The organism is Kitasatospora sp. Ki12 (genome assembly GCF_054601375.1).
On the sequence record NZ_BAAIHT010000001.1, the window covers coordinates 3,747,033 to 3,774,018 of the forward strand.

Below are 26,986 nucleotides of genomic sequence, written 5' to 3' on the forward strand. Positions count from 1 at the left end.
TCTGAGCGGGTTCGAGGGTCGAGGTGCAAGTAGACCTGGGGGAGCAGGGCGGGGTAGGCGGCTCCTGTCTCGTTGATCGGATAGTGCTGGCAGTAGGTCCGGAAGAGGAGCCTTTCGGGGGTGATCGCTTCAGGTTGCTTCGGGTCGTGGTGCAGTGAAGCCCAGAGCCGCCTGTATAGGGATTTGCCGACGGTCTCGTCTGCTGTGTCCTTAGCTTGACTCTGTCGGGGATCTTGGTGTTCAGCTGCAGGTGATCATGGTGGTGCGTCAGTCTCGCGGGTGCACGGTGAACGCGAGATTTCTGAGGAGTGCGAGATGTCGGTCCGCCCCCGTCCTGGCGCTGAGGTCCCGGAGTTGACGGCGCGGATGGCACGGGCCAGCAACCCCGCTGGTACGACGGCGATGTGGGTGCGCGACCGACTCGACGGCCTGTGGCGGGACGAGGACTTCGCCGACTGGTACCCGCGCGACGGGCGCCCCGGGCTCTCGCCCGCCCCAACTGGCCACGGTGAGTGTGCTGCAGTTCCTGCTGGGCCTGTCCGACCGGGACGCCGCCGAGGCCGTACGCTGCCGCATCGACTTCAAATACGCGCTCGGCCTCGACCTCGACGACCCCGGCTTCCACCACAGTGTCCTGACCGACTTCCGCGACCGCCTGCTCCAGGACGGCCGGGCGGACCGCCTCCTCGACCTCGCCCTGGCCCGTCTGAAAGAGGCCGGACTCGTCCGGGAGCGCACCACCCAGCGCACCGACTCAACCCACGTCCTGGCCACTGTCCGCGACCTGACCCGCCTGGAGCTGGTCACCGAGGCCGTGCGCGCGGCCCTGGAGGAACTCGCCCGCACCGCCGGCCACGCGTTGGACGGCCTGGTCGGCGAGGACTGGGGCCGCCGCTACGGCCGCCCGGTGCGCCTGGGCAAGAATCCCACCCGGCCCAAGACCCGGATCAATACCACCGGCGAGGACGCCCGCCACCTGCTCGAACACCTCCACCGCAACCACCCGTCCCTGCTCGCGGGCCCTCAAGTCCAGGCCCTGCGGCAGATCCTGGTGCAGAACTACCACTGGGACCCCGCCGGTCGCCTTCGCTGGCGCGACGATGACGACGGCAGCGGCCTGCCGCCCTCGGCCCGCCGGATCGTCTCGCCCTACGACCCGACCGCCCGCTACGCACGCCGCGGCCAGGTCACCCGCTGGACCGGGTTCCTCGCGCACGTGACCGAGACCTGCTCCGGCGAGGGCCCCAATGTGATCACCGACGTGGCGACCATGCCCGCGACCAGCGCAGAGACCGAGGTCCTGCCAGGCATCCACGCCCGGCTGGAACACCGGGAACTGCTGCCCGACCAGCACCTGGTCGACGGCGGCTACACCTCCCTGCCCCACCTGGAACAGGCGACGCGCGAACACCGTGTCACCGTCGTCGGACCACTGCCCGGCAACCCCACCCGCCAGCACCGCCGCAGCGAGGGCTTCGCCCGCGACGACTTCCGGATCGACTTCGACCGCCAGGAGGTCACCTGCCCGCAAGGACAGACCAGCGCCGGCTGGCACGGCCCCTACCCGACCTCCTCACCGACCGCAGCCCCGCTGATCGTCGCCCGCTTCACCAAGAGCCAGTGCCGGCCCTGCCCGGTCCGGGCCAAGTGCATCGAGGGCACCATCTGCGAGTTCGCCCACGGCCACGGCATGCGCCGCTGCCGCTACCGCGGACAGCCCAAGGCACACCTGCAACACGTACTCACCGCCATCGCCGTCAACATCGAACGCCTCAGCAAGCAGCCTCCCGACGAAAGCCCGCCTCCACGACGGCCGACGGCCTTCCAGGAGCACCTCGACCAGCACGGCATCCCGCGCCTACGTTCCTGGCGAGCCATCAGCTGACGCGGAAACGACCAAGATCCCCGACAGAGTCAAGCTAAGGGCTGTCCCGCAATTGAAGCTTCGTCTCGTCCCCGTGACGGCGGCCCCTTGCTTGGACCGCGCGGCCGGTGTCCGCCACGGAACCACGGCGTCGGATCAACCGTGCACCGCCGTGTGTGGGATCCCGCGCCATTCGCACGGTCAACGCCGGGGCACCGGCACCCGAATGGGGACGCACCGACGTCGCTCACCCCTCGTCAGTCTCATCGACGGCCTGCACCCAAGGGACCGACGCACCGTCGTGATCATCAGCATCCGAACAACGAGATCCCCGACAGGGGCAAGCTCAGACCTCGGACCATACGGCGGTTACGACTGAAGCCGCCCTGCCGTAGCGTGGCGAGGCGGCTTCAGAAGTTTCGAGGATCACGTGGGTCAGAGTTCGGTGGGAGCCTTCTGCTGGATCTTGATCGCCGACTCGTGGACGCCGATCAAAGTCCGGTCCACTACCCATCCGGCCACGGCGAGAATCCGTCCGACTGCGTCGGTCATAGTCTCAAGAGTGATGCTACCCAAGGGGATGGCCCGTTCGGCGGCGAGTTCTGGCGAGAAGACGATCGTGTTCTTGACCTCATCGCTGAGGGCCCAGCGAACAAAGACCCCACCGGACTCGTCCTTGCTCGGATCGTAGAAAACGATGAAGGTCGATGAGCCCACGTTCCCACCCGTCCAACAGTCGCCGGTCGAGAGAACTGGTAGGCCGACGTAGCGCAGATCAGCCTCGACTTCGGCAGCGAGCTGTTCAAGCACCGCCTCCTCCCCTGCAGTTACGCGCTCGGGCGGCATCCTGAGTCCTTCCAAATAGAGGTCTTAACCTGCATAGCCATTGTGCGATGTAGTAGCGCGGCAGGCACGCTGCCTTACGACGGGAGCCCTCGGCGGTGCCTTGCCTGCTTGACCAGGTCAGCCAGGTGGTCAGCCCAGGCCGAGTTCAACGTCCTACCTCCCGGTGCGGACGGAGAGGCGTACGGGATCACGTAGGTGATCGTCGCGGTCTTTGTCCGCTCGTCGGAACTCAACATCGGCGCGCAAAGGTCCGGGCACGGGGCTCGGTCGGTGTAGAGCTCGATGACCTTGTCGTCTGCCGCAAGCTGATCGAGGATCTTCATCTCGGCGTGCTCCTCCATGGACCTGCTGTTGCCATAGACCAACCGCAGCTTGCCGTCTGAGCCTCGCACCCGGGCAACAGCCACATTTCGATCACCATCCCAGTATCCTGATTTGAGCCGGTACTCGAACGCGGCCGTGCTGAGCTCGTCGCTGTCATAGGCGATCTGCTTGGGGCAGAGGGCGTTGTGGACCAGGACAGGGGCATTGCCGGCCAGCACGTAGAAGGTGTGAAGGTTGCTGACCGTCAGGTCATAGACTCGGGTTGGGGCGATGCCGTTCTCGTCGCGCAGGTCGGTAACGACCTGCTTCACACCGTCTGGTGAGAGAAGCTGATCGCCGACATGCAGGTCGATTGCGAAGGTCCAACCGCGCTGTGGAACATAAACGCGGTGCCACGCCGTGGTCTCGAAACGGCCGCCATGGTCGAAACTGACCGTGACCAGGTGCTCCGTGTTGTGGGAGAAGGTGTTGGTGACTGGTTCGCCCCGCGAGGTCCGGACTTCCGGATCGGTGGCGAGAACCCGGTCGCCGCTACGGACGGCTTCGATCGCCTTATGTGAACCATCGGCGAGCAGGACCTGGGTGCCGGCCGGGAAGCTGTTCGTTGCGCAGCTGGCGAACGCCCGCTCGGCCGCCTCCAGTTCCCGGGTGAGTTGGGCGGCGGTGGCGGCTTCGATGTCGGCGGCCTTGACGGCTGCGAGGACCTTCTCGATGTCGACACCGGTGGTGATGGCCTTGTCTGTCTGCAGGGCCATCTCGGCGCCCTTGACCGCCTTTCCACCGGGCAGGAAGGTCAGCCCAACCATGCAGCTGGGCGAGGTGCCGCCGCTGCGGCTGCACTCGTCGGCGTCCTTGGCGATGCTCTGGGCCGTAGCCTCGATCACGGCCTTGGCAAGCTTGAGGAAGATCCCGAACTCGGTGAAGCGCTGGGTTACCTTGCGGTCGACCTCGGTGGTGGTGCTGCCGAGCCAAACGATGTCGTAGTACGCCGCGGGCCCGGGGATGTCCGAGGTCTGGGCGCGGGGCAGGTGGCTGTAGAAGTCGATCCGGACGTTGAACCGGAGCGTGAAGGTGACGTCGCAGAAACTCAGCGCGCCGGAGAGCTTGCACTCGTTGTCGGGGGTCGGATCGCCGATCGGTGTGACCGTCTGCTGGGTGAACACATTGGGCGTTTTGGTGGCACCGCCGGTTTGCAGGCTGGTCTGCTGGTCCGCGGCGGCCTTCTGGGCGTCCGCGCGGGCCTTGGCCTCCTGGTCTGCGGCCGCGAGCTTCTCCGCGTTGAGTGCGGACTGCCGGGCGGCGGCCGCCTGGGACTGGGCGTCCTTGGCCGCGGCGGCCGCGGCCTTGGCATCCCTCTCCGCCTGGGCCGCAGCAGCGCGCGCGGCGGCTGCGGCGGACTGCGCGTCACTGGCTGCGACCTTCGCCTTGTCCGCGTCGTCCGCGGCGGTGACGGCCGATGTGCGGGCAGCGTTCGCGTCGCTGGCCGCGCCCTTGGCCGCGGCCGTGGCCGCCGCCGCATCCGCGGTGGCCTGGCTGTCGTAGCCGACCGTCTTGGTCTGCGAGACGAGCGCGTCGGCCAGGGCCTGTGCGGCGGTGGCGGCCGAGACCAGGGCCTCGCTCGCCGAGCCCTTCGCCGTCGCCGCGAAGCCGGCAGCACGTGCCGCGGCCTGGTCGGCCACCTGGGCGTCGCCCGTCGCGGAGTTGGCCAGCGAATCCGCTTGATCGGCGGCCTGCTTGGCCTGAGCGGCCTTGACCGTCGCAACGGCCTGCTGCTGCTCGGCGATGGTCTTGGTCGCCTGACCGGTCAGCACGGCCAGGCCCGCCGAGGCATCGCTCTCCTGGTAGGGAGCTCCGAGCTGGATCGCGTCGTTGGCCGGCGCGACCACCTGCTTCGCCGAGGCCGAGGCCGCACCTGCGGCCTGAGCGGTCGCGTAGGCGAAACCCGCGGCCGAGGCGGCGGTGGCCTGGGCCTGACTGGCCTGGGCCCAGGCCTGGGAGGCATTCGACTTCGCCGAATCTGCCTGCGCCTGTGCCGTCGCGGCGTCGTTCTGCGCCGTGGTCGCGGCCGCGGCCGCGTCCCCGGAAGCCGCGCTTGCGTCTGCGACCGCGAGCTGGTCGGTGCGGACCGCCTGATCGGCTGTCGCCTTGGCGGCGTTGGCGTCGTTCGCCTCGCTCTGTGCCTGGGCCGCCGCGCCCTCGGCGCGGGTCGCCTCGGCATTCGCCGTCTTCGCGTCCGTGGCGGCCTGCGTCGCCGCCTTCGACGCCTGATCGGCGTTCGTCTGCGCGGTGGTGGCATCCGCCCCGGCGGCCGTGGCCGCCTCCTTGGCCGCCTGGGCGTAGGGACCCGACGCCTTCGCCGCGGCGTCGGCGTTGGCGGCTTCTGCCTTCGCCTGCGCCGCGTTGTGCGCCTGTTCGGCCTCCCACGCCTTGCGCCGCGCCTCCTGCGCGGCGGTGTCGGCCGTCTGGGCCGCGCCACGCTTCTGCGCCGCCGTGGCCCCGGCCGCCTTCGCGGCGTCCGCTGCCGTCTTCGCCGCATCAGCCTTGGTCTGCGCGGTGGCCCGGTCGGTCGCGGTCTTGGTCTGGGCGGCGGCCGCCTTGTCCTTGGCGTCCGCCGCGGTGGCCTTCGAAGCCTCGGCCGCAGCCCGTTTGGTCTTCGCCGTGTCGGCCGCCTGCTTCGCGGTCTGCTCGGCGGCCTGGACAGTGGTCAGCGCCGCCTGGGCGTCCTTGACCGCCTGCGCCGCCCTCTTCGCCTGCGTTGCGGCGCCGTCGGCCGCGGCTTTCGCCTGGTCGGCCGCCGCCTGCGCGGCGGCGGTGCGGAACGCCGCCTGCGCGGTGTGCAGCTGAGTCTGCGCCAGCTGCTGCAGGGTCTGGCTGTCCGCGCCGGAGGCCATCGTCGCGTTGTACGCGGTCTCGGCCGCCTTCACCTCCGCGTCCACGGCCGCCGCCGACGCCAGCGTCGCCTGCGCCTCCTGCTGCGCGGCCAGCAGACCACGCCCACGCGGCTGACCGACGGCATCGGCGATCGCGTACGCCTGCTGCAGCGCGGCAGAGGTGTCCGTCGCCGCCTGCCGCGCGATCGGCGCCTGCTGCCGGACGATGTCCAACTGCGCCTTCGCCGCCTCCTGAGCGGCCCCCAGCGCGGCCTGCGCCACGTCGAACTGGGCCTGCTTCGGGTAGTTCGGGCTGTCCGTGCCGGTGCCGGTGCCGCTGTTGTCCTGCTGGGCGTCGAACTGCTGCGGCCAGGTGGTGTTGCACTCCCACACCTGCGAGGCGGAGGTGCCACGCGGAGTGTTCATGTCCATGCAGAGGTTCGTACCGGCCAACTGCAGACGGGTCTTGCCGCTGGTTGTGGTGAACTGCCACTTCTGGTTGACACCGCCGTTGCACGTCCAGATCTCCACCTTGGTGCCGTTGCGCGGTGGCCCGTTGCTGCCGACCACGTCCAGGCACTTGTTGGTGGCGACGTTGACCAGCGATCCGTCCCAACCAGGTATCCACTTCTGGTTGGCACCGCCGTTGCAGGTCCACAGCTCCACGTCGTTGCCGTCGCTCGGGTCAGCGCGCGGCACGTCCAGGCACTGGTCCGGCGAGCTGTGCAACTGGTAGACGACCGGGCCCTGGCCCTGGGTGCCCTTGCCGCCCGGCAGCCAGTACCCCTGCCAGCGGCTCAGGTGATCGGCCAACCACGACTGGGCCAGTGCCTCGCCCAGGGCCTGCGAGCCCTTCTGCAGCGCCGCCGTGGCCTTCTGGCTCGCGGCGAGCACCGCGTCACGCTGCACCTGCTGGCCGGCGATCTCCGACTGCCACTCAGCGGTGGCCGCCTGGACCTGTGGGCCGAGCACCTTGTTGGCGTCGACCTTGTCCGGGTTGCCGCTGTCGCAGGAGGCGTAGCGCGTCTTCAGGTCCTCCACCGCGACGCGGAACTCGGCCGTACCGTCCTGCGGAACACTCCTCGGGAAGCCGCCGTACTGCAGGAAGAGCCGGATGTCGTCCGAACTCAGCGAAAATCCGACCTGGTCCTGCTCCCAGAGCAGGTGCTCGCCGGCCTTGCGCAGGTAGTCCGGGTCGCTCCCATCCGGCTGCGGCCCGCCGTACTGCGCATCGCCCAGTGCCTTGGCCGCCTTGACCGAATCCGCGGACGGCGTGGGCGTGACGACCTTCATGACGTCGCCCTCGGTGGTGAACATCCGCTTGCCGAGCCAGGGCCCGAGGCCGGTCTGGTCGAAGAAGTCCCCCCGCGCATCACCCCCGGACCCGGGCGCCCGCCTGAAGTCCGCTTCGGACTGGAAACCCGCCCCCGACCCCGGCGGCGTCAGGCCCGCAGTGGTCCCTCCCACTGGACGTGGCGGCCGTTCAGCTCGTCTGCCTTGTCGCGCACCGCCTTGCTGTCGGCCAGGTAAGCATCGTGCAGCGCCGTGCTGTGGAACCGGGTGTCGGTGTCCGCCGCGGCGTGCAGCTGGGCCGGCGTGCCGTCGAGCGCCGTCACGGCCAACTGCTTCATCGCCGGGCCGCCCATCCGCAGCACGTCCGACATCAGGCACTGGTCCTGCCGGTACTGCACGGCGTCCACAGAGACGGGCGGGTTTGGCGGCTGGTCCGCCGCCAGCGCCTGGACGTTCGAAGCGCCCAGCGCTCCAGCAGTCAGCATCGCCGTGACGGCCAGCAGCCGTGGAAGAGCTCTCCGAACCCGAGGCCGGGCGCGGAGGATTGGTATTTTCACGAACGGAATCCCCTGTCTCAGGGCACGCACGCGCGCGAACCGGTACACGGGCCCCCCAGCGCGTGCATGCCGACCACTCGACCGCGATACCCGTCCCCCTGGGCAGCGGCCACCCCCCCCGGCTACAGCGGGGGCGCAAACGAAGCCGGAACACGTCACTGCTCCGCATGCGGACGCTCAGTATTCACTCAGGAACCTTTAAGGTCAACGGCTTTCATCTGGCGGTGCGCAGGCCCTGCAACCGCCGCCGACGGCTTCTGTTTGATGCAGAGGATCGTCGTGGCGGCCCGGCATATGAGTTGACCTAGAAGCGCATAGAGGCCTGAACAAGACACATCTTCGACTACACCGTAGGTGCGGCTGGCCTCGTGTGGCTTTGCAGGTGGTCGGACGTCCCGGGCCGACGCCGTCGCGACCGCGCAGGTGGCTCCGACGATCTATCGGTCTGGATGTTCTGATGATGCGTCATTTGATGCCACGTGATGGCCGCAAGTCGGATCGCCGAGGGTCGTGGGCCAGGTCGATCCGGCGCGCCGCGAGGAGGCGAGAGACGAGACGGATGAGCGCACGAGCCGACGAGACGTTGTGGGCGCTGTTGTCGGATTCACCCACGGCACGGGCTGGGTGTCCCCGGCCCACCCTCCGAGCTGCAGCTGTTTCTGGTAGGAGCCGCGGTAGCCGATGCGGTGGAGGACCATCAGGGTCGCGTAGTGCAGGGAGAGGCGCCAGACTTCGAATGCCAGTCCTTCGTGCATGTATAGGGCGTCGGCGATGATCTCGGGGTGGACCAGCTGGTTCCGGATGCGGGTGACGGCGGTGGGGCCGTCGATTCGGCGGTCTGCTGCGTACTTGGCCAGCGCGGGGAGGGAGGCCGGGGCGATCGAGGTCGGCTCGCCAGCGCAGGTCAGTGGATAGCGCAGTTTGTCCTCTGCGTGGCAGCTCTTGAAATCCTCCCGCGTCATCAGATTCCCCAGGACCAGTTTGGTCCAGGCGAGGCTCTCCAATACAGGTGCGGCGGAAAGGATTCGCTGTTCGACGAAGCCGGTGGCCACTGCTTCAGTGGCCATCTGCATCTGAAAGCGCGTGGTGCCCTTGAGGGAGGGGTCGCTGAATGCCCGCAGGGCGCGGGTGACGAGTTCGGCGCAGTCGCCGGGACTGCCATCGTGGAGCCATCCCGATCCGATGGTCTGGGCCCGGTCGAGGAGGGGGGAGAACCACTGCTCCCAGACGATCTCCCCGTTCGTGTTGTAGCCGATGGGGAGTGCGGGAACGACCTTGCGGCCGAACCCGAACGACAGACTGACGCGGAGGCATTCCAGGACCTCTCTGCCCTCGGCGAGGGAGAACTCCTCACCGTTCGTGCGCTTGAGTTCCATGACGTGCGTCAGGACGGAGGTGAACTGATCGGTAGCGGTCCGCAGGGCGTCCGAGAGGTCGGGGCGCTGGTCGATGCTCACCGTCCATCCGTCGATGTCGACGGACCACCGCCCCCTCCAGGGAGAGGTGCGCTCGCCGTTTCTCTCCCCCAGGAGCGCGTTGCCTTCGGACAGTGGCAGGTTCACCCACTGCGCCACCAGCCGTCCCAGGCGGATCTTCTGGTCTCCCAGCTGGGTGGAGTTGATCCATCCGGCTTGGTTGCGGCGGGTGTTGGCGGTGAACGCGATGGCCGGCGTGCGGTCCACTGTCGTGATCTCGGAGCCGCTGTCGTCCAGCCCCCAGTAGTCCTCCTCGCGCGGTTCGACCGCCCACTCCAGGCTGGATCTGGCTCCGAAGGTGAGCTCGACCCGGCCTTGCCGCGGCCCCTGCTTGAACCCGGTGAGTTCACCGTCGTACAGGATCACTGTTTTCCCGGGAGCGTTCCATCCGTGGGGCGGGGTTAGGGGAGTGTGGGAGTCGAACTGCTTGTCAGGGTTCATCTGTGAGCGCGCCTCCGTCCGCCAGGATGCTGCCGAGTGGACAGCCGGTCAGAATATCTGAGGTTGCGCCAATAGTGTCCGCCTTAAGCAAGGTTGACCGATGCGGTGGTCTGGTGCTGGTCGCTGGGGTGCTGCTCGTCTCGCACGACCCCGGGCAGGCCCAGCAGCTGTGCGGTCGTACGGTGCAACTGGACCTCCCCACCTGTCCGGACCCGCTCCGGCGGCAGCCTGAGCCCAGGACGCACCACCGCTCGTCTTTTCGGAGCTCTGGGGGAGGGGGCCCCGGTCCACTGGGCGGTTCGCCCGGACGACCACCGCGGGGCTCTCGGCGGCGCTGCTGATCTCCGCGCTGGCCGGAATCCCGATCAGCCGCGTGCTGAACCGGCGCGGCCCGATGACGGCGATGGCTGCGGGCTCCGCTGCTTGGCGAGCACGGGTGACACCTCGCCCGAGGGGGCGCAGTGCCGGTAAGAGATCGAACCTGCCGGGTCGGGAGCCGCGAGCGATGACTACTGAAGGTAGCGAGATGGCGTACTGCCCAGTGCTGGCAAGGGCAAGAAGGCGTCATCGCGAGTTCGATCTACCCCTGCTCATTTCACACTCATTTCACATCGTGAGCCCCAGAGGTACTGCAGCCGACCACCCTCCACGCGTTTCCGCAGGTCAGCACCCTGCCTGACCTGCGGAAACGACGAGAGACTAAACTGCATTTCCGCAGGCCAGAGGGGGTCTTAGAGGTCGTAGTTCTGATCGAACAAGCCTCTGACCTGCGGGAACGTGGGTCCCGGGGAAGATCATTTCACAACCAGTGCACACGCGGCGGCCTTGACGATGAGAAGCCGTGAGAAGTGCCGAGCGGAGACCACGAGATCGAGTCGGCTACCCCGCGGCCTGGGCCGCGCGGTGCTACTGATCGTGAACGCGCGCGGAGACGATGGGAGGCGCGGCCTCGGGTGAGTGTCGGCCAACCTTGCTATCCCGCCGCTTGGAAGGAGAACCTCGCACTGGTCACGCGCAAGGAGAGACAGTCGATGCCATAGAGTCGCTATATGGGCACCGTTGGAGATGGCTTGGACGGGTTGATTGATGCCTGGGTCGAGGAGCAGCTTGCTGTGTCGCCGGCATGGACTGCCGAGAAATTGGAGGCGATATTGGCTCTGCTGGGAGAATCGATACAAGGACCAAGAGGAATCGGCGGCGCAACCTCACATCACCTGCCGCACGCTGTCGATAACTGAGTCAATCAGCGCTCTCGATGTCAGGCGTTCATTGAAGCTGAGCGTTGAAGACTCGTCCTTCCCGTTGGGTTACGCGGGCTGTTATTGGTGTCTCTAAATTTCTGGTGCGTTGGTGAGGCAGCGGACGTTGTAGGGGCGCGCTGGTGAGGCTGGGGGAGCGGGATCAGGCATCGCAGGGCAGGCATGACGGCACCGCCCCGCGGGGTGCTCGTCAGGGGTGGTCTTCGTGGTGTCCACAGAGCCAGGCCAGCGCCTGGTAGGCACCGAGGGCGTACTCGGCATCCGCACTTCCCTCCAGGGCATCGCGCAGGCGGACAGCGGCGGCCTGGCACTCGGCCAGCAGTTGCGCCCGGCACGGCCCTGCGGCTCCGAGCGCGGCGGCAGCGGTGAGGGGCGCCGCTACCTGGGCCCCGGCGGCCCACCGGTAGGCACCCAAGACCCCGTGGTCGAAACCGGTCCATGGCTGCGGGTGCCGGTTGGCCGCCTCGATCGCCTCGAACACCTCGGCCAGCGGCCGCACCCCCACGGCCGGGATCGTCGTCTCGTCACTGGTCATGCCCGCAACCTACGTCCACCCGACGAAGTCCGCCCCCGGGTGCGTTCCCGGCCCGATGGCCGCTCGGCAGTCGGGTGAACCAAGGTAGCCGCTCACCCGCGAGCTCCGGGTCTGCCAAGCCGACAGCACTACGGGTCCCGCGCTGACCGGCGGCCCCCGCCGCGGTGGAAAGACGGAGCGCGCAGGCCCACCGCCGATGGATCACTCAGTTGGGCAACGCGATTCGGCGCACCTCGCCGGCCTCCAGTTCGACGACGACGGCCAGCACCGGACGCAGCCAGTGCACAAGTGACCGCGTGCCCGAGTTCGGCTCCCGAAGTCGCCCGGCGACCGGTGGCCCCAGCTCCGCCTGCTCCTGCCCGGACAGCTCGCGGCTCACCAGTCGCCGACCGTCGCCGAGCACCACCAGCAGACGCTCCGGCTTTCCCGGTCCGCCGACGGCTCCGACCACCCAGCCCGTCACCCCAACCTGCCCGGAGACGATCCTCGGGTGGGCGGCAGAGGCATCGCCGGTCCCCTCCTGTACGCGGGCGCAATTTTCCCCAGCATGCCAGCAGATGTCGCCCGCTGCGATACCCGCAGGCGCAGCCCTCGCCGAAGCCCGCATCAGCGGCCCTGCCGAGGAGGTGCTCACCTTCGTCGTTTCAGCGCACCTGTCGCGCGGGGGATTTCTTCGTGGACAAGTCGGCCGGCCAGTGCGCCGCCGTACACGATGGCGCCGACGCCGACGAGCCAGGACTGGATGACGAGGACGGTTCCGATGGGGCCGTAGGCGAGGGTGTTGGTGGCGATCAGCGGTGAGAAGACGAGCCGGGAGAAGAGTCGCAGGCCGAGCAGCCCGACCGTGGTGGCCACTGCGCCGGGCAGCAGGGCTCTCCAGCGAACCCGTCCGCCGAGCAGCAGGTGTTGCGACCACCAGGTGAACAGGGTGGCGGTCAGCACGGCGGCGAAGCCGCCGGCCGGGGTCCGTCGCCACAGGGTGGTGGTGGCGGACAGGAGGAGCAGCCCGATGAGCGCGGCGAGCCACAGCACGTGCCGCCACCTGGCCCACCAGCGGGCCGGTGGCAGGCCCCAGATCTTCGCGTAGGTGGTCTGCACCACCGCCCCGAACGACAGGCCGAAGACGGCCAGGGCGGCAAGGCTGAACGCCGTCGTGGTCCGCAGGGTCTGACCGGGCAGGGCGATCAGCTGCTCGACCTTCTTCCTGGAGGTCGCCGACACGCCGATCACTTCGCCCAGCCACTGTGCGAAGCCCTGTCCGTTCGCCGGGTCGGCCGCTGTGACGACGATCAGCAGCGGCACGAGCGTGAGGAATCCGAGTGCCGCGAGACCCAGCGACCGCTGCCACAGCTCGAGAGTGCTGCCCCGCTTCCATCCGCGTCCGGCCGTCGAGCGGCCGACCACGCGGCGCAGCCGCCCGAACAGGGACGAACGGCCCTCGGGATCGGGAGACTTCATCGACATGGGTGTTGACTACCACGGTCGATCGCGGCGCCGTGCCAACGGCGCGGCCGGAGCCGGCAGCGCGGCAGCCGGCCGGGCTTCGGCGGGGCGGACCGCAGCCGTAGCGGGTGGGATCGAGCGCCCTTGCGCGGGTCCGTCGGAACAGCGGGCTGCCGGTGTCGCTCACGTCGGCCCGGGGCGCGGCCGCGGAGCCGGAGGCTGGGGGGCCGGTCGGCTGCTTGGCCGAGGTGCCTGTCGTTACCGCTCGGGCGAGTCCGGGTGTTCGGCGGCCGTGTGCCAGCGCGCTTCGCAGAACGAGTAGAGGCCGAACAGCACGAGGCCGACCGCCGCGGCGACGAGGAGTCCCGGCCCGGCCGGGGTGTCCGCGAACGAACGCAGCGTCTCGTCCAGGCCCTTGGCACGGTTGGGGTCGAACTTGACCGCGGCCAGCAGGACGAACAGGCCGGCGACCGCCGCGACGGCGCCGCACGCGACACCACCGACGATGCCCAGCGTTGCGACGACACGGCGTGTTCGTTCACTCATCTTGTCCGTCTGGAGGTTCTTCTCGAACTTGCGCATCGCGGAGCGCACCGCCATCACAACGCCCACGATGATCAGGACGGCTCCGACCGCTCCGACGATCACCCTGCCACCGGGCCAGCCCAGCACCCTGGCGGTGTACTCCTTGGAGGTCTGGTTGCTGGAGCGGTTGCTGGAGGACCCACCGACCAGGACGGTCTGCACCACGCCGATGGCGACCACGGCATAGAACACCGCCAACCCCAGAAAGCCCAGGCGCACGGCCCACTTGCCACCGCCCGGCCCCGTCGGCCCGAACACGGCCTCGGACAGCCGCCACAGCGCCATCGCCGCCAGCCCCACCACCAGCGCCCACAGCAGCACCCGGCCGAACGGCTGCTCGCCGATGGTCCCTACCGCGCCGGATCGCTCGGCCTGCTGGCCGCTCTTATGACCGAAGCCGATCTGCACGGCCAGGACCCCCACCAGCACGTAGATCACGCCCCTGGCGCCGAGTCCGACCCTGGCCGTGATGTCCATGGCGCGGCTGTCGGCAAGGCGTTGCCCCTGGGACTTGTCCTGTGCGGAAGGACCGTTTCTCGTGGCCATAGATGGCACCTCCCCGTGCCGGACCGGACGACGCAAACCCGTACAGCCGGCCCGGCGGGGCGTGGTGGTCAGTGTTTGAAGGCGTCCTTGATCTTCGCTCCGGCCTGCTTGGTGTTGCCCTTGATCTGGTCACCGCGGCCTTCGGCCTGCAGGCGCCGGCTGCCGGTGACGCGGCCGACGGTCTTCTTCGCGCCGCCTTTGACCGCTTCGGCCTTGTGCGCGATCTTCTTGGCGATACTCATGGGTGGCCACCCTTCGAGGGTTGTCTGCTGGGGTGCGCTCGCGAGGGCCTGCGGCCTGCCGGTCGGCGTCTGCGCGTGGGTGGCGGCGGTTCACCGGTGGGCGGCTCGGTGTCCGAACGGGTGCGACCAGCTTCGGTGGCCGTCGCCCGGGTGGGCAGGGCGGTCGTCGTCGGGCGAACGGTTGCCTTGGGCGTCCGCCGGGTCTGCGCGGGCGGTGTCGCGTTTGCCGATCAGCTCGTCGCGCTCCCTACTCGCGGCGGCCGTCTGCGAGCGGGCGGTGTCGCGTTGGCCGATGAGCTCGTCGCGGTCCCTGCCGGCGGCGGCCGTCTCCCGGCGGGACTCCTTGAGTCCGTGGCGTGCGGCGCGGCCGCGGCGGGCGGTGCGGCGCGCCCCGCTCAGGAGCACGCTCAGGCCGAACATGGCCAGGGCCCCGAGGATGAGGCCGTAGAGGAACAGCGTGCCGGTGGAGCCGGTGACGTGGTAGCCGAACACCTCGAACCCGCCGGCGAGCGCGTGTCCGCTGCCGGTGTTGGTGAGGACGCCGGCCACTGCGACGACGACGGCGGCGACCAGGATGATGAGCCCGATGATGATGATCATGGCGCGCTCCGGAGATGTGCACTGCCTAGGTCCACGGTAGAACCGCACCGTGCGGGAATCCAGCCGACCAGGGACAGCGTGACCGACGCGGGACAGGGCGCCAGCCGCACGCCGGGACAAGTGCCGCGACCCGGACGGGGCCCTGGGTTCGGTCCGGCCGCTGTCCAGGGTGGCCAGACGGGTCCTCGGCCGCGGCGAGGCGGTCTCCAACCCTGCGACGTCACCAGGGGTGGCGCTCTGCTGGGACGCTCTGAGGACGATGACGATCTGGCCCTTGGGCTCCAGGCGGCCTGTCCACCCGGAAAGCCAGGTGGCGCACGGCCAGGGGCGTTGGCCGTGCGCCATCTCACTGCCGCGGCCGGCAGGTGTGTGCGTTGTTCGCATGTCCCACGGTAGAGGGCCCACTCGGCTGATCCGGTGAGCCGTCCCGGGCGCGGGTACTGCCCGGGAGGGCGGCCGGGGCCGCCCGGGCAGGGACCCCCTTCCGGCGACTGTGCTCAGAGCTAGTGGGAGCCGTAGTAGCTGCCGAGGGTAGTGCGGTAGGTGGGGTCGTTCTTGTGGACGTCGGGGTCGTACTCGGGCGCGTCCTTGATCTGCTCCTTGGTGCGGCTGATGTAGATCGTCTCGTCGGCGTGGCTGATGCGGGTGATGGTGCCGGCGGGCAGCATCACGTGCTTGCCGATGAGCCACGGCTTGCAGTTGACGACGATGTACGCGGATCCGACGTCGTAGGTGGCTTCGTCGACCTTGCCGACGTGGCCGTCGGTGGCCTCGACCTTGAAGCCGGTCAGGCTTGTACCGGGCGTGTACTGCGAGGTCTCGGGGTAGCCCCAGATGTCGTACGACATGGCGTTCCTCGTTCCGCTGCTGGCGGGAGAGTGAGTCGGATGGGCGCGTGTACGCCCGCGCCGTGAGACGGCGGGCTGGCTCAGGTGCGCAGGCAGCCGGTGCGGCCGTCGTGGCCGTCGAACCAGTAGTCGCCGTGGGCGAGGCGGCGGAAGTGGACACGCTCACCGGCGGACACGGCGACGGTGACCGCCCCGGCATCGTGCACCACAGCGGCGGCGGGTCCACCAGTCGTTGAGTTCGTCGACGACGCTGACGTCTCCGCGTGGGTGGCCGGCGGGCAGGACGCACATGACCTGCGTGTTGCCCTTGTGCAGGCGCGCTCCACCATGACCGTCAGTTCCTCACTCCAGAATACGTTCGTACCGATCCTGTCCCCGATGGTGTGGCTGTGCCGCTGGGCGCCGCCGTCCGGGGAGGGGCGCTCACCTGGACGGCGCCGCCGGGCGTCGCAGGGGCCGCACCCCGACGGGAGATCGGAGGGCCGGGCGAGGCAACCACGACTGCGGGTCGAGCCCGCCTCTCCCCACTCCGGCCCGTCATTTCGTAGCTTGGTGCCGCCGCGCCGCACGGCAAGCCCGAGGCCGGGTCCGGGCTGGACTGGCAACGCGATGTCGCCGGAGGCGGCCGGGCGGGGCCGCTGTGCGGGCTGTCTACCCTGGAGGGAGACACCGCGGGGACACGCAATGCGTGTGGTCTCGCGCTGAGGCCTGGCACCTACGCGGCGAGGAGGCCGACTCCCCATGACCCCGATCAAGCGTTACGCCGTTACGCTCCCCGGGGCCCCGGGCACACAGGCGCCGACGGAGGTTGTGACCGTTTACCTGACCGCAGCCACCGGGCCGGACGGCTGGCCCGTCTACGCGGATGCCTCCGGGGACTTCCGTGTGCAGATCACCGACGACGGAGTCGCGCAGCTGCTGACAGCAGCCTCCGGCCACGGCCAGATGCAGTGCCTGCACGCCACTGTCCTGCCATGACCCCGCGCCGGCCTGCCCGGGCCGTCAACGGCCCGTGAAAGGGAGCCCCTCGCGGCCAGCGGCAGCGTTTGACCAGGTAGTGAGCGGGGGAACAGCTGGTCAGGGGGTCCGCGCCGTGCAAGATCGGAGGACACCGTGATTGTCCTCGGAGTCATCCTGCTCGTCATCGGTTTCGTGGCCAACATCGCCATCCTGTGGACCGTCGGGATCATCCTCGTTGTCATCGGGGCCGTCCTGTGGATCATGGGATCGCTCGGTCACGCGGTCCGCGGGCGGCGCCACTACTGGTAGAAGCCCCTGCTTCGTAAGCCGACGAATGCTCCACGAATCTCACGCCAGACCAGCCGGCCTCGTCCCCCTTGCTCACGTCCGGAGGCCAGGGCCTGCGGTGCCGTGCTCCACGGAGCCTCCAGGACCTCGTCGTGCACGGGCTGCTGTACCTGCTCGCTATCGGTGTTCTTCTCCTTGTCGCTGACGTCGTTTTCCTGGCCGTGCGCTCGGCGCGTGGCCGTCGCGCCCTGCGGTGACACCACGCGCCATGGCGAGGGTCAGGGGGCGGTCTGACGTTGCGCAGTTTGCGGGTGTGCGTGCCGAAAACCTGCGTCACCCTATGCAACCTGCGCGTATTCGTGGATGAGGCCGCCGAGGCGGTCGCTCCGGATGACATGCGATGGGCTATCGACTGCGGGCGGTTCGGGTGCCCCGACATCGTTCGGACATCGCTGTCCGAGCGATCGGTGCGGCCGATGTTGGTTGTGGTGGTCGGCGTACTCGTCGATGACGAGGCGTAGGTGGCGTTCTCCGGTGATCAGGAGGCGGCTGGAGGCCTCGTGTCTGCAGGATCCGACCCAGCGCTCGGCGATTGCGTTCATCCGGGGCACGCCGGGCAAGATGGGCACCACACGGCGCCGATGGCGTTGAAGACCGCGTCGAAGTCCTCGGTGAAGTAGCCGGCGTTGTCGCGGATCAGGTACCGGATTCCGGTGGCGCGTGTGTCGTCCAGGCTCATCAGGACGTTGCGGGCCTGCTGCGTGGCCCACTCGGCGGCGACGCGCCTGGTGACGCCGGCGATGTGCACGCGCCGGGTGCCGTGCTCGATGAAGAACAGGACGAACAGGCGCCTGAGAAACACGGTGTCCACGTGGAAGACATCGACCGCGAGGATGCTTGCCGCCTGGGCCGAGAGGAACTTTACCCAGGAGCGGTCGGCGCGCTGGGGTGCCGGGTCGACCCCGGCCCGCTGCAGGATCTCCCAGATGGTGGAGGCGGCGACCTTCCAGCCCAGGTTGAGCAGTTCGCCGTGGATCCGGCGATAGCCCCAGATGTGGTTCTCGCGGGCCAGGCGCAATACCAGGGCGCGTAGTGCCTCGGGCTTCGCCGGCCGCCCCGGCCCTCGGTGCGGGTAGGTCCATTTCCGCGCGACCAGGCTCGCATGCCAGCGCAGGACCGTGCGCGGGTTGATCAAGAGTTTCAGGCTGAGGTGCTGACGCTTGCTCAGTAGCCTGACCAGGGCAGCGATCACGGCCCGGTCACCGATGGTGACGGGCGGCTTCGGCCTGCCGCGTTCGAGGACACTCAGCTGATGCCGCAGCACCGCTTCTCCTGCGAACGGATCGCCGCGCGGAATCGGACGAGCTGGAGGAACGGCTGGCCAAGCGGTCGGACGAGATGAGGGCCGAGCGGGACGAACTCGCGGTCGATGTTCTCGTTCGCGAGCGCGCCGAACCCTCGGCGGTCGCGTCGCGCTGCGCCACCCGACGGCCAGGTCGCTGCCCGAAGTGTCCACGGGGGTGACCTGGCCGCCGGGTGGCGGCGACTACGAGGTGGCGGTGAGCGACAGCCCGGGGAAGACGCGCTTCGGCCCGTCCGGTTCGGCGGCCGCCATGCCGTCTACCGCCGGCCACCCCACGAGCAGTTCGCTCGCCGTGCGGGTGTTCGCGGGATCGGCCGCGGCGCTCATCAGGTCGGCTGCCTCGGCCTCGCCGGTGTGCGGCGGGACGACCAGCAGATCCAGGCGCCGAGGTGCGTAGGACCGCACCATGACCTCGTTCTCGTCCTGCTCCTTGAGGAACCAGCCGCCGTGGACCACGTGGCCGGCGACAGGGATCAGGCGGGGGATCACGGGCCAGTGGGTGGGGTTCAGCACGACGCGCGTGACACGCCCCCACCGCGCATCCAACTCAGCCGCGAGCGAGGGTAGTTCGGTGAGGAGATCGTACGAGCGCGGCCACCAGGCTCCGTCCAGGCGGCCTCGGGAGGCGCCGTCGGGGGTGAGTGAGAGCCGTAGGGCCGGTGCAGCACCCGGCTGTGCGGGTACCTCAGCGGGTTGCAAGCGATCGAGGGCGACAGTCATGTCATGGACCCGTCTCCGGACCCACTCACGTGGGCCCGGGATTGGTGCTCGCCGGAGACGAAACCAGTATCGGGGCCAGTTCACGAAGTGCCTTCGGTAAGTCCAGCCTACTCCGACACGGTGTCAGACCCACTACGGCAGGAGCCGGGGCACGGCCGGAGAACATGTCGACGGCGAGGCCGGCGTCACCTTCCTCGGCCGAGCCGGCGCGGCAGGTGCCCACAGCGGAGTGGAAGCCGGCACGTCGGCGCCGGCCGCTGCTCCTAGAGGCTGAAGAGGCCGATGGCGTGGCCGTCGTGGTCGACCACCGGCCAGGTGGTCAGGCCGCGGGCGCGCATGGCGTTGGCCGCGGCGGCGGCAGGCATGTCGGGGGTGGCGAACGGGGCGCGGTCGAGGGCGATGTCGCGCACGGCGGTGCGTTCGGTGTACCAGGACCGGGCCTGGAACGGCGCGAGGTGCAGGCGGGTGAGCAGCCCTGCGCAGCGGCCGTCGTCGTCGCGGACCAGGACGTGGTCGGCACCTGAGCCGTTCAGGATGTCCGTCGCGGTGTCGGCGGTGACGTCGTCGCTGATCTGCAGGTCAGGTGTGGTCATGAGGTCGCTGACCGTGGTGGTGGCCGTGGGGCGTTCGAGGGTGGTGGTCATGGGCGGACTCCTTCGCGTCGCTCCCGCCGGTGGTGGCGGCGGTCCGGGCACTGCGGTGGGGGTGGGCCGGCCGTACCGCGGTCCGGACCCGTGCGGTGTGCTACGCGGCGAGGACGACTCGCCTCGGTGCCGCGCTGCGCGAGTCGGCGGCGGCCCGCGGGTTGCGGCCGACGTGGACGGGGCGGCTGCGGCGGCCACGACTGGTGGCCGAGCTGCGGCGCGAGCGCTCGGTGACGGGGTCGGCGATCACGGTGGGGATGCCGGTGGGGACACGGGCGCCGGTGATGCGGGCCAGTTCCTCGTCGCCGGCGCTGACCCTGGTGGTGATGGGGGTGATGGCGGCGGTGGCCATCATGCGGGCCATCTCGCGGCGCTGGTTGGGCAGGACGAGGGTGACGACGGTGCCGGACTCGCCCGCACGGGCCGTGCGGCCGCCGCGGTGCAGGTAGTCCTTGTGGTCGGCCGGCGGGTCGAGGTTGACGACCAGGTCGAGGCCGTCGACGTGGATGCCGCGCGCGGCGACGTTGGTGGCGATCAGTGCGGTGACCTGGCCGTTGCGGAACTGCTCCAGGGTGCGGGTGCGCTGCGGTTGGGACTTGCCGCCGTGCAGGGCCGCCGCCTTCACCCCGTTCGCGAGCAGGTCGTCCACCAGGCGGTCCGCGCCGTGCTTGGTGTCGGTGAACATGATCACCCCGCCCTCGCGGGAGGCGATGTGGGCGATCGTGGCGTCCTTGTCGAAGTTCTGCACGTGCAGCACGTGGTGCTCCATCGTGCTGACCGCTCCCGCGGACGGGTCCACCGAGTGGGTGACCGGGTCCTTGAGGAAGCGGCGCACAAGCCGGTCGACGTTGCGGTCCAGCGTCGCGGAGAACAGCATCGTCTGGCCGCCTTCGGCGACCTGGTCGAGGAGCTCGGTGACCTGCGGCAGGAAGCCCATGTCGGCCATCTGGTCGGCCTCGTCGAGCACCGTGATGCCGATGCCGTCGAGCTGGCAGTCGCCGCGCTGGATCAGGTCCTTGAGCCGGCCGGGGGTGGCCACCACGACCTCCGCCCCACGGTTCAGCGCCTGGGCCTGGCGCCCGATCGAGACGCCACCCACCACGGCCGCCATCCGCAGGCGCACCGCGTGGGCGAAGGGGGTGAGCGCCTCGGTCACCTGCTGGGCGAGCTCGCGGGTGGGGACCAGCACGAGTGCCAGCGGGCGCCGCGGCTCGGCCCGCTGCCCGGCGGTGCGGGCCAGCACGGCGAGGCCGAACGCGATGGTCTTGCCGGAGCCGGTGCGGCCCCGTCCGAGGACGTCACGCCCGGCCAGCGAGTTCGGCAGGGTCGCGGCCTGGATCGGGAACGGCGTCGTGACGCCCTGGCGGGTCAGCACCGACAGCAGCGCCTTGGGCATGGTCAGTTCGTCGAACGACTCGACGGCCGGCAGCGCCGGGGTGGTGCTGACCGGCATCGCGAACTCGCCCTGCGGGGAGGAGCCCTGACGGCCGCTCCGGCCGGAGGAGCTGCGGCCGCCGGCCGGCCGGTCGCCGTAGAAGGAACTGCCGCCGGAGCGGGATCCGTGGCCGGCGCCGCCGGAGCGGGAGTTGGAGCTCTGGTGCGAGGAGCGACGGGAGCGGTTCATGTGGAGACCTTCCTCGGGGCGGCACGTCACGAGGAAGGCTCCGCAGCGCGGGGCGCCGGCGGAGACCGCAAAGGAACGGGCCAGAACGTGTGGCGGGCGGGGCGTGGACGGAAGAACCGTGCGGCACGTCACCTGCGGTCGGTGCTCACCGAGAAGGTCGGGAGCGCGAACCTCGAACCGTGGGATCTCACGGCAGGGCGCCGATCCGGACGCGGCGCCGGGCGTCTCGTGTGGGGATGGCCGCCAGTGGCGAAGCCAGGGGGCCTGAACGGCCGGGGATGAGCAAAGCGGAAGGGCCCGCACCGAGCTTGTACGCGGCGCGGGCCCCTCGCTGCCAGGCGGGTGCCTCGGCAGAAAAACTACAGCGGACGAATGTTCTCGGCCTGCGGGCCCTTCTGGCCCTGCGTGACGTCGAACTCGACCTTCTGGCCCTCGAGCAGCTCACGGAAGCCGTTGGCGTTGATGTTCGAGTAGTGGGCGAAGACGTCAGCGCCGCCGCCCTCCTGCTCGATGAAGCCGAAGCCCTTTTCCGCGTTGAACCACTTCACAGTGCCATTAGCCATAAAGAAATCTCCTTCAAGGGGCTGTCCGAAACACGCACAGTGCGGGCCTCGAGTGCCGCGATGATGACCCACCCGGGGAAGAGCCGGGAAACAGAAATGCGCCCGCGAAACATCAGCAGGCGCACACAAAGTTCATGGGAACCACTACTGCAACTAAGACGACTCTAGCAGGCCCCGGCCTTCCGTGGTGGATTATTTCACTCCCGGTTTTGCAGGGGCCTCCCCTCGGGCCCGCCGCCCCCGAGTCGCCAGGGACGCCAACGCTCGCTGCGGGCGGGGTGGTTGACGGCATAGTGCTTGTCCGGGGCGGCGGTTTCACTGGCAGTGCGACCAGGGCGAGTCCCGAGGTACGCCGCGTGGACTCTTGCCACTGCGGGCCCGGGTCGGCCCCGCCACCGGTTCCGGTGGAGGCAGGGGACGGCACGATTCGAATTCCTGCCCGTCCGCATTCGAGTTCCACCGAAAGGCCCCGCTCCCGCGATTTCCGGCGCATACTGCAAGGAATGACGAAATCAGCAGCAGTCCGCCGGCCCCTGCCCACCAGCCCCTTCAAAGTCCGGGTCCAGGCGCCGCTCAAGCGGTTCGCCGTCGGCGACCGAGTCACCCACGACCGCTACGGCCTCGGCCGGGCCATCGGCGTCGAAGGCGACGGCGACATCGCCGTACTCGTCGACTTCGGATCGCGGCGGGAGCGCATCACCCAGCCGTACGCCGCGATGTTCAAACTCTGACCCCGGGCACCCCGGGCACCCCGGGCACCCCGGGCACCCCGGGCACCCCGGGCACCCCGCGCTTCTCGGGCCGATCGTGCCGCACCGCTCGCGGGTGGTCCCTGCGCCGAGGCGACGGCGCACCGTCACCTCGGCATCATCCGGGGCTCCTGCCCCGGCCATTGATCCCGATGGCCATGTCGAAAGGGCCCCGCCGGTCCCTGCCCCGGCGGCAGCCGGAACGGCAGATGACGATCAGTCACCGTCGGCTGTGCGCTGATCGTGCGGGCGCCAGAATCGTCGCGTGGATGACAAACCTCTGTTTGAGTCCGTGCGTGAAGTGCTCTCGCTCCGAGGGTTCGAGCTGGCACAGCCGAAGGCGGCCGGCCTCTCCGTACGGGTGCGCCCGGGTGCCGGCCTGGTGCTGGGATGGCGGCCGGGCGAGGACCTGATCGGGCCGACGCTCCACGCCTCCCCGCATTCCGTCGACGCCGCCGGACGCACCGAGTTCCGCGGCATCCGCAGTGCGCTCACCCTGGCCTTGTCGGAGGTTCTCAACTCCGCGGGCTTCACCGCCGCCACCCATGGAACCGAGCTGTTCGTCACTGTGGGCCAGCGCGATTCCGGCACCACCCCGGCCCTCACGGGCCAGCCGTCATGCCGTGCGCCGCGCAGCAGCCGGCCTGCCTTCGCGGCAGCGGGGGCCCGTCGAAGCCCGGCTGCGTAGGCCGGCGACACCCCGCACGCACCGCAGTCACCGCCTTGGGGTGGACTCCCGGACACCGACCGCCGTGTCCTAATCTGGGACTCATGTCGAACCCTGACGGGCTGCTCGTCGACATCGCCGCGATGGTCGAGTCCGAGCACAGCAACCAGATGTCCTTGACCGTGGTGGTCCCCGGTGCAGTGATCACCGGCAGGCTCGCGCCGATTTCCCTGTGGTGGGAGCGGGTTGCGGAGGTCCTCCAGGCCTCTGAGCACCTGAAGCCGTTCGCCGCCCTCTTTGCGCCGCCCGCCGAAGGCCCGCCCGCGCGGCCCACGCACCTCCACCTCCACCGCGCGAAAATCCTGCAGGGCAACTTCGCCCTCCCCCACACCGGCGGCATGTACCGCATCGCCATCGAAGACATCAGCAGCTGGACAATCGGGGACCTCGGTTACTCCGACACCTGAGACGGTGAGCAGGAGGCCAAGTGCCCGCTTCGAGGCTGGAGCCGGGTGAGGCGGGCTGGTCGTGAGTCCGATCGCCAGGCTGTGAGCGGAGCGAGGAGCCGGGCCGCGCCAACCTGCGGTCTGGAAGCCGCTGGAGCGTCACCCCGGCTCCAGGCCGGCCCGGGGGTGCTGAGCCTGACGGGGCGGCTCTCGCGGTGCGACCTGCCGCTGTTCGCTTCGCTAGGCGGCGGGCAGGTCGGCGCGGCCGTACAGGAGTGCGTAGCCGTGGGGGAGTTGGGTCAGCACGCGGCACGTCAGGGCTCGCCGGTGAGGTTGGTGAGGGCGGCGCCGGTGTGCTGGCGGCCGGCTTCGATGGTGGCGTCCAGGAGGGGGATCTGCGAGGCGAAGGCGGTCTCGGGTGCACGTCGGAGTGCGTCCGAGACCGCGGCGGGGGCCGAGTGTTGCGGGGCGGACTGTCAGCGCAGGGCGCGTCGGTGCCTGGTCGAGCGCACGGCGAGGAAGGCCACGTCGGCGAGGAGGAGCACGATGCCGATGGCGAGCAGGTAGATCAGCCCGTGGACGACGGCGCCGACGAGGCCGAGCACGATGGCGATGAGGACCACGAGGAGGAACAGGGCCATGACATGCCTCCTTGGCCGGGTGATTGGTCAGCGCCGGGCGAGCTGGCGCTCGCCTGCGGCGCCGCTCTGGTAGGCGAGGTTGTAGTGCCGGAAGACCGCTTCCTCGTCCTCGGCGGGCAGGACGTCGTCCGTGCCGATCGCGGGGCAGTCCTTCACCAGGGCCTTGTCGTAGACGACCTTGACGTATCCCGGACCCACCGTTGCTCCGTCGAGGGGTACGAAGACCAGGCGGTGGCGGGTGGGCAGTCCGACCTGCACAGTGGCCATGGCCGCCTCGTCGGTGCTGGTGTCCACGTAGATCGCCTCCAGCGTGCCGATCTTGTGGCCCCCCACGTCCACGACGTCGTGGGTGCGCCACTCGCGGATGTCCCCTACCTGGATCATCGAGGCTCCCTTCAAGCCGCTGTGCCGGGCGCGGGCCGGGCCCGTGGCCGGTGATCTGCATCTTTCAGGGTGCCCCCGTCTGCGGGCGGACACCAACTCCCGCGCCCGTTCCAACCACACCAGCAGTCGGCACCCCTCCTCCGTGCCGGACCGGGCTGGCGGACCTGGTCGCGCTGCAGTAGGCAGGTCGCTGGCCAACGCGTCGCGCAGTGCGTACAGCGCCGTGGCGTCCGCGCACTCCGCCAGGTCCGGCAGAAGCTCCCGGATGCGGTCGTCGTCGCCGGCGCGTACCGCCGCCACGATCGCGGTGATGACGGCGTCCACCCGGCTCGAGCCGTCCTGGCCCGCTGGTCTTGATCCGGGGCGCCGCGGTACCGGGCCGGCTACTGGGGTGCCGACGGACGGTCGCCGTGGCACCGGGCGGTGTCGATGGCGTCGCGCAGGGCGGGCAGGTCGGTGATGGCGGCCTGTTCGGCGAAGCGGGCCAGCAGCCGGCGCAGGACCCGTTCGTCCCGGTCGCGGACGGCTTCGCCGATGGCGGCCACCAGCGACGCCTTGGTATGCGGGTCGGGAGTGCGCCCGTGTGGCGCGGTCTGCCGCCCTTCCATCGTTCGCCTCCCGTTCGTTCCGTTCGTGGTCCCGAGCCGCTGAACGCGGCTTCCTCCGTCATGCGGCTGCGACTGCGGGTCCGGTCCGTCCGGTCCCCGCGCGGGACGGAGAATACCTCCCCGGCGGACACGGGAAAATCTGTGCTCGCTGGAGTAGACATTGCCCGGTGTCATGGCTAGTGTTTCTCTCGTAGACGCGGTTAAGCGGTACCCGCCAGACACGAACTGGCGGGCAGTAGTACGGAAGTTCGCAGGTCGGCACGGTGGCAGGGTCCTGAAGCCAGGATGGTGCAGTTAAGGCGACAGGACCGGCGGCCGGGCCGGGCGGCCCGCAGTGATCAGGGGCCCGCCAACGAGCGGTACCGCGGTAGATGCAGGTGCAGTACCAGCAAGTGAAGTTGAGTTGAGCGGTACCAGCAGTCGCGGTACGCGGTATCCCAGTGAAGGCGCCAGGCTGCGGGCGCGCGTGCTGGGAGTCCGGCAGTGGGGTTCCAAGCCGAGCAGGTGAGCAGGACGGGCGACGGGGCTGGCTGTCGGACCAGGCAGTTGAAGTTCAGCAGTACCGAGCAGTTCGCAATGTCAGTCAGTACAGAGGATGAACGGAGGGACAGAGCGCCATCAGGATCGCCCGGCCCGTGAGGTATTCACCCGGGCGGACACCGCAGACCCCCTTTTGAGCACGAGGACGGTGGTTTCCGGTCACGCATACGCGATCCCCGCACACCCCCACCCCCGGGGAGTTGCGGAACAAGGAACCCGGCCCAGGCCGGTAGATGGTGTTGTTCCCCTTCGGGGCCCCGGAGCCGCAATGGCGCCGGGGCCCCTCGACGCGTTCCCCAGGAACCAAGAGAGGTGCAGTGACTACGACGACCGACAGGCCCCACACCCCAGACAGCCTCGACGACGACGACTACCCCGCCTACACCATGGGGCGCGCCGCCGAGATGACCGGCACCACCCCCGGCTTCCTGCGCGCCCTGGGCGAGCAGGGCCTCATCACCCCACTGCGCTCCGAGGGCGGCCACCGCCGCTACTCCCGCTACCAGCTGCGCATCGCGATGCGCGCCCGAGACCTCGTCGACCAAGGCACCGCCATCGAGGCCGCCTGTCGCATCGTCATCCTCGAAGACCAACTCGAAGAAGCCCTGCGCATCAACGAACAACTCCGCCGCTCCCAGCACGGCCAGAAACCCGCCGCCGACACCTGACCCACCTGCCGCCCTGCGGTGAGTGCCAGGCGCTCACCGCCCGCCGCCCCGATCGCTGGTCTGCCGCACTGGCGGGGACCAGTGCGGGGACGCCCGGAAAGGCCGCCCGCAGCCATCCCCGGAGTTCACGCCCGGGGTGTCTGCAACCGTTCTGCCCGGTCATGACGCGTGCCCCGCGGCGGCGCCACGGGCCAGGCATGCTTCTCCTTGGCCGGACCGTGCTTACGCCCCCCACAGCGGGCGTGCCCGCCCTCGCTCCGCGACCGCCCGCGCCATGAGCGCCGTATCCGTGGACGCCGAACAACCCTGTTAAGGTCCGTGCTCCTTGTGGGCCGGACCGCACAAGCCGCGCGCCAAGCGCGCAACTGCGCCGTCCCACCTCGCTCTTGACCT

Annotated in this window: 29 protein-coding genes; 8 read left to right on the forward strand and 21 right to left on the reverse strand. The window is 69.7% G+C overall.

Going from position 1 to position 26,986, the window contains the following annotated elements; translation table 11 throughout:
• The first annotated feature begins 508 nt into the window (after positions 1 to 508).
• On the forward strand, positions 509 to 1,885 hold the full coding sequence (locus ACYP53_RS16550; protein WP_459647824.1) for a transposase: 1,377 nt from the start codon (positions 509 to 511) through the stop codon (positions 1,883 to 1,885).
• A 414-nt stretch (positions 1,886 to 2,299) separates the two neighbouring features.
• Here ACYP53_RS16550 and ACYP53_RS16555 read toward each other — a convergent pair whose 3' ends face one another.
• The 4 genes from ACYP53_RS16555 to ACYP53_RS16570 form a co-directional block, all read right to left on the reverse strand.
• Positions 2,300 to 2,710 carry a hypothetical protein gene (locus ACYP53_RS16555; RefSeq protein WP_459647825.1) on the reverse strand — a complete coding sequence of 137 codons (411 nt, stop codon included), beginning with the start codon at positions 2,708 to 2,710 and terminating at the stop codon, positions 2,300 to 2,302.
• A 74-nt stretch (positions 2,711 to 2,784) separates the two neighbouring features.
• Positions 2,785 to 7,221: an RICIN domain-containing protein gene (locus ACYP53_RS16560; protein ID WP_459647826.1), complete on the reverse strand. Its 4,437-nt coding sequence runs from the start codon at positions 7,219 to 7,221 to the stop codon at positions 2,785 to 2,787.
• Between the two features lie 125 nt (positions 7,222 to 7,346).
• The gene (locus ACYP53_RS16565) at positions 7,347 to 7,682 is read right to left on the reverse strand and encodes a hypothetical protein (RefSeq protein WP_459647827.1); all 336 of its coding nucleotides are present in this window, start codon (positions 7,680 to 7,682) and stop codon (positions 7,347 to 7,349) included.
• A 509-nt stretch (positions 7,683 to 8,191) separates the two neighbouring features.
• Positions 8,192 to 9,595, reverse strand: a complete 1,404-nt coding sequence (locus ACYP53_RS16570) for a hypothetical protein (RefSeq protein ID WP_459647828.1) — start codon at positions 9,593 to 9,595, stop codon at positions 8,192 to 8,194.
• Between the two features lie 1,124 nt (positions 9,596 to 10,719).
• On the opposite strand from ACYP53_RS16570, the gene ACYP53_RS16575 reads away from it, so the two are divergent.
• Positions 10,720 to 10,908, forward strand: a complete 189-nt coding sequence (locus ACYP53_RS16575) for a hypothetical protein (protein WP_459647829.1) — start codon at positions 10,720 to 10,722, stop codon at positions 10,906 to 10,908.
• Positions 10,909 to 11,119: 211 nt separating this feature from the next.
• Here ACYP53_RS16575 and ACYP53_RS16580 read toward each other — a convergent pair whose 3' ends face one another.
• The 8 genes from ACYP53_RS16580 to ACYP53_RS16615 all read right to left on the reverse strand — a co-directional run bounded on the left by ACYP53_RS16580 (position 11,120) and on the right by ACYP53_RS16615 (position 15,937).
• On the reverse strand, positions 11,120 to 11,464 hold the full coding sequence (locus ACYP53_RS16580) for a hypothetical protein (RefSeq protein WP_459647830.1): 345 nt from the start codon (positions 11,462 to 11,464) through the stop codon (positions 11,120 to 11,122).
• A 205-nt stretch (positions 11,465 to 11,669) separates the two neighbouring features.
• Positions 11,670 to 12,098: a hypothetical protein gene (locus ACYP53_RS16585; protein WP_459647831.1), complete on the reverse strand. Its 429-nt coding sequence runs from the start codon at positions 12,096 to 12,098 to the stop codon at positions 11,670 to 11,672.
• A complete protein-coding gene (locus ACYP53_RS16590) occupies positions 12,095 to 12,928 on the reverse strand; it encodes a YhjD/YihY/BrkB family envelope integrity protein (protein WP_459647832.1) in 834 nt (277 codons plus the stop codon). The genes ACYP53_RS16585 and ACYP53_RS16590 overlap by 4 nt, the downstream gene beginning before the upstream one ends.
• Positions 12,929 to 13,165: 237 nt before the next feature.
• Entirely contained in the window at positions 13,166 to 14,038 is an 873-nt protein-coding gene (locus ACYP53_RS16595) for a DUF1206 domain-containing protein (protein ID WP_459647833.1), read from the reverse strand.
• Positions 14,039 to 14,106: 68 nt separating this feature from the next.
• The gene (locus tag ACYP53_RS16600) at positions 14,107 to 14,280 is read right to left on the reverse strand and encodes a CsbD family protein (protein WP_380431687.1); all 174 of its coding nucleotides are present in this window, start codon (positions 14,278 to 14,280) and stop codon (positions 14,107 to 14,109) included.
• 90 nt (positions 14,281 to 14,370) lie between these two features.
• Positions 14,371 to 14,880: a hypothetical protein gene (locus ACYP53_RS16605; protein WP_459647834.1), complete on the reverse strand. Its 510-nt coding sequence runs from the start codon at positions 14,878 to 14,880 to the stop codon at positions 14,371 to 14,373.
• A 503-nt stretch (positions 14,881 to 15,383) separates the two neighbouring features.
• Positions 15,384 to 15,728, reverse strand: coding sequence for a PRC-barrel domain containing protein (locus ACYP53_RS16610; protein WP_459647835.1), 345 nt, complete (start codon positions 15,726 to 15,728; stop codon positions 15,384 to 15,386).
• Positions 15,729 to 15,808: 80 nt separating this feature from the next.
• Positions 15,809 to 15,937: a hypothetical protein gene (locus tag ACYP53_RS16615; protein ID WP_459647836.1), complete on the reverse strand. Its 129-nt coding sequence runs from the start codon at positions 15,935 to 15,937 to the stop codon at positions 15,809 to 15,811.
• 532 nt (positions 15,938 to 16,469) lie between these two features.
• Here ACYP53_RS16615 and ACYP53_RS16620 point away from each other — a divergent pair.
• Both ACYP53_RS16620 and ACYP53_RS16625 read left to right on the forward strand, forming a co-directional pair.
• Entirely contained in the window at positions 16,470 to 16,706 is a 237-nt protein-coding gene (locus tag ACYP53_RS16620; protein ID WP_459647837.1) for a DUF6296 family protein, read from the forward strand.
• Positions 16,707 to 16,841: 135 nt separating this feature from the next.
• Positions 16,842 to 16,997, forward strand: a complete 156-nt coding sequence (locus ACYP53_RS16625) for a DUF6131 family protein (RefSeq protein ID WP_459647838.1) — start codon at positions 16,842 to 16,844, stop codon at positions 16,995 to 16,997.
• A 317-nt stretch (positions 16,998 to 17,314) separates the two neighbouring features.
• Here ACYP53_RS16625 and ACYP53_RS16630 read toward each other — a convergent pair whose 3' ends face one another.
• From ACYP53_RS16630 to ACYP53_RS16655, 6 genes are all read right to left on the reverse strand, one after another.
• Positions 17,315 to 17,578 carry an integrase core domain-containing protein gene (locus ACYP53_RS16630; RefSeq protein ID WP_459647839.1) on the reverse strand — a complete coding sequence of 88 codons (264 nt, stop codon included), beginning with the start codon at positions 17,576 to 17,578 and terminating at the stop codon, positions 17,315 to 17,317.
• A complete protein-coding gene (locus tag ACYP53_RS16635) occupies positions 17,575 to 18,300 on the reverse strand; it encodes a transposase family protein (protein WP_459647840.1) in 726 nt (241 codons plus the stop codon). Before ACYP53_RS16635 ends, ACYP53_RS16630 begins: the two co-directional genes overlap by 4 nt.
• Positions 18,301 to 18,522: 222 nt before the next feature.
• Positions 18,523 to 19,059 (reverse strand): DUF5994 family protein, encoded by a 537-nt coding sequence (locus ACYP53_RS16640; protein ID WP_459647841.1) that lies wholly within the window; start codon positions 19,057 to 19,059, stop codon positions 18,523 to 18,525.
• Between the two features lie 263 nt (positions 19,060 to 19,322).
• The gene (locus tag ACYP53_RS16645) at positions 19,323 to 19,703 is read right to left on the reverse strand and encodes a CBS domain-containing protein (protein WP_459647842.1); all 381 of its coding nucleotides are present in this window, start codon (positions 19,701 to 19,703) and stop codon (positions 19,323 to 19,325) included.
• Positions 19,704 to 19,803: 100 nt separating this feature from the next.
• On the reverse strand, positions 19,804 to 21,327 hold the full coding sequence (locus ACYP53_RS16650; protein WP_459647843.1) for a DEAD/DEAH box helicase: 1,524 nt from the start codon (positions 21,325 to 21,327) through the stop codon (positions 19,804 to 19,806).
• Between the two features lie 359 nt (positions 21,328 to 21,686).
• A complete protein-coding gene (locus ACYP53_RS16655; RefSeq protein WP_035850027.1) occupies positions 21,687 to 21,890 on the reverse strand; it encodes a cold-shock protein in 204 nt (67 codons plus the stop codon).
• Positions 21,891 to 22,393: 503 nt separating this feature from the next.
• Here ACYP53_RS16655 and ACYP53_RS16660 point away from each other — a divergent pair.
• The 3 genes from ACYP53_RS16660 (at position 22,394) to ACYP53_RS16670 (ending at position 23,773) form a co-directional block, all read left to right on the forward strand.
• Entirely contained in the window at positions 22,394 to 22,621 is a 228-nt protein-coding gene (locus tag ACYP53_RS16660) for a hypothetical protein (RefSeq protein WP_459647844.1), read from the forward strand.
• A 283-nt stretch (positions 22,622 to 22,904) separates the two neighbouring features.
• Positions 22,905 to 23,327, forward strand: a complete 423-nt coding sequence (locus ACYP53_RS16665) for a hypothetical protein (protein WP_459647845.1) — start codon at positions 22,905 to 22,907, stop codon at positions 23,325 to 23,327.
• Positions 23,328 to 23,410: 83 nt separating this feature from the next.
• Positions 23,411 to 23,773 carry a hypothetical protein gene (locus tag ACYP53_RS16670; protein WP_387922982.1) on the forward strand — a complete coding sequence of 121 codons (363 nt, stop codon included), beginning with the start codon at positions 23,411 to 23,413 and terminating at the stop codon, positions 23,771 to 23,773.
• A 455-nt stretch (positions 23,774 to 24,228) separates the two neighbouring features.
• On the opposite strand, the gene ACYP53_RS16675 is transcribed toward ACYP53_RS16670, so the two are convergent.
• The 3 genes from ACYP53_RS16675 to ACYP53_RS16685 all read right to left on the reverse strand — a co-directional run bounded on the left by ACYP53_RS16675 (position 24,229) and on the right by ACYP53_RS16685 (position 25,385).
• Entirely contained in the window at positions 24,229 to 24,393 is a 165-nt protein-coding gene (locus ACYP53_RS16675; RefSeq protein WP_459647846.1) for a hypothetical protein, read from the reverse strand.
• 27 nt (positions 24,394 to 24,420) lie between these two features.
• Positions 24,421 to 24,777: a PRC-barrel domain-containing protein gene (locus ACYP53_RS16680; RefSeq protein ID WP_459647847.1), complete on the reverse strand. Its 357-nt coding sequence runs from the start codon at positions 24,775 to 24,777 to the stop codon at positions 24,421 to 24,423.
• Between the two features lie 383 nt (positions 24,778 to 25,160).
• On the reverse strand, positions 25,161 to 25,385 hold the full coding sequence (locus ACYP53_RS16685) for a hypothetical protein (protein WP_459647848.1): 225 nt from the start codon (positions 25,383 to 25,385) through the stop codon (positions 25,161 to 25,163).
• Positions 25,386 to 26,242: 857 nt separating this feature from the next.
• On the opposite strand from ACYP53_RS16685, the gene ACYP53_RS16690 reads away from it, so the two are divergent.
• A complete protein-coding gene (locus ACYP53_RS16690; RefSeq protein ID WP_459647849.1) occupies positions 26,243 to 26,593 on the forward strand; it encodes a helix-turn-helix domain-containing protein in 351 nt (116 codons plus the stop codon).
• The last annotated feature ends 393 nt before the right edge of the window (positions 26,594 to 26,986 follow it).

What these genes read in the sequence shown, in the direction of transcription:
- ACYP53_RS16555 (WP_459647825.1), bottom strand. Translation starts at nt 2,710, where the DNA reads ATGCCGCCCGAGCGCGTAACTGCAGGGGAGGAGGCGGTGCTTGAACAG.
- ACYP53_RS16560 (WP_459647826.1), bottom strand. Translation starts at nt 7,221, where the DNA reads ATGTTCACCACCGAGGGCGACGTCATGAAGGTCGTCACGCCCACGCCG.
- ACYP53_RS16565 (WP_459647827.1), bottom strand. Translation starts at nt 7,682, where the DNA reads ATGCTGACTGCTGGAGCGCTGGGCGCTTCGAACGTCCAGGCGCTGGCG.
- ACYP53_RS16575 (WP_459647829.1), top strand. Translation starts at nt 10,720, where the DNA reads ATGGGCACCGTTGGAGATGGCTTGGACGGGTTGATTGATGCCTGGGTC.
- ACYP53_RS16580 (WP_459647830.1), bottom strand. Translation starts at nt 11,464, where the DNA reads ATGACCAGTGACGAGACGACGATCCCGGCCGTGGGGGTGCGGCCGCTG.
- ACYP53_RS16590 (WP_459647832.1), bottom strand. Translation starts at nt 12,928, where the DNA reads ATGTCGATGAAGTCTCCCGATCCCGAGGGCCGTTCGTCCCTGTTCGGG.
- ACYP53_RS16595 (WP_459647833.1), bottom strand. Translation starts at nt 14,038, where the DNA reads ATGGCCACGAGAAACGGTCCTTCCGCACAGGACAAGTCCCAGGGGCAA.
- ACYP53_RS16600 (WP_380431687.1), bottom strand. Translation starts at nt 14,280, where the DNA reads ATGAGTATCGCCAAGAAGATCGCGCACAAGGCCGAAGCGGTCAAAGGC.
- ACYP53_RS16605 (WP_459647834.1), bottom strand. Translation starts at nt 14,880, where the DNA reads ATGATCATCATCATCGGGCTCATCATCCTGGTCGCCGCCGTCGTCGTC.
- ACYP53_RS16610 (WP_459647835.1), bottom strand. Translation starts at nt 15,728, where the DNA reads ATGTCGTACGACATCTGGGGCTACCCCGAGACCTCGCAGTACACGCCC.
- ACYP53_RS16620 (WP_459647837.1), top strand. Translation starts at nt 16,470, where the DNA reads ATGACCCCGATCAAGCGTTACGCCGTTACGCTCCCCGGGGCCCCGGGC.
- ACYP53_RS16630 (WP_459647839.1), bottom strand. Translation starts at nt 17,578, where the DNA reads ATGAACGCAATCGCCGAGCGCTGGGTCGGATCCTGCAGACACGAGGCC.
- ACYP53_RS16640 (WP_459647841.1), bottom strand. Translation starts at nt 19,059, where the DNA reads ATGACTGTCGCCCTCGATCGCTTGCAACCCGCTGAGGTACCCGCACAG.
- ACYP53_RS16645 (WP_459647842.1), bottom strand. Translation starts at nt 19,703, where the DNA reads ATGACCACCACCCTCGAACGCCCCACGGCCACCACCACGGTCAGCGAC.
- ACYP53_RS16650 (WP_459647843.1), bottom strand. Translation starts at nt 21,327, where the DNA reads ATGAACCGCTCCCGTCGCTCCTCGCACCAGAGCTCCAACTCCCGCTCC.
- ACYP53_RS16655 (WP_035850027.1), bottom strand. Translation starts at nt 21,890, where the DNA reads ATGGCTAATGGCACTGTGAAGTGGTTCAACGCGGAAAAGGGCTTCGGC.
- ACYP53_RS16660 (WP_459647844.1), top strand. Translation starts at nt 22,394, where the DNA reads ATGACGAAATCAGCAGCAGTCCGCCGGCCCCTGCCCACCAGCCCCTTC.
- ACYP53_RS16670 (WP_387922982.1), top strand. Translation starts at nt 23,411, where the DNA reads ATGTCGAACCCTGACGGGCTGCTCGTCGACATCGCCGCGATGGTCGAG.
- ACYP53_RS16675 (WP_459647846.1), bottom strand. Translation starts at nt 24,393, where the DNA reads ATGGCCCTGTTCCTCCTCGTGGTCCTCATCGCCATCGTGCTCGGCCTC.
- ACYP53_RS16680 (WP_459647847.1), bottom strand. Translation starts at nt 24,777, where the DNA reads ATGATCCAGGTAGGGGACATCCGCGAGTGGCGCACCCACGACGTCGTG.
- ACYP53_RS16685 (WP_459647848.1), bottom strand. Translation starts at nt 25,385, where the DNA reads ATGGAAGGGCGGCAGACCGCGCCACACGGGCGCACTCCCGACCCGCAT.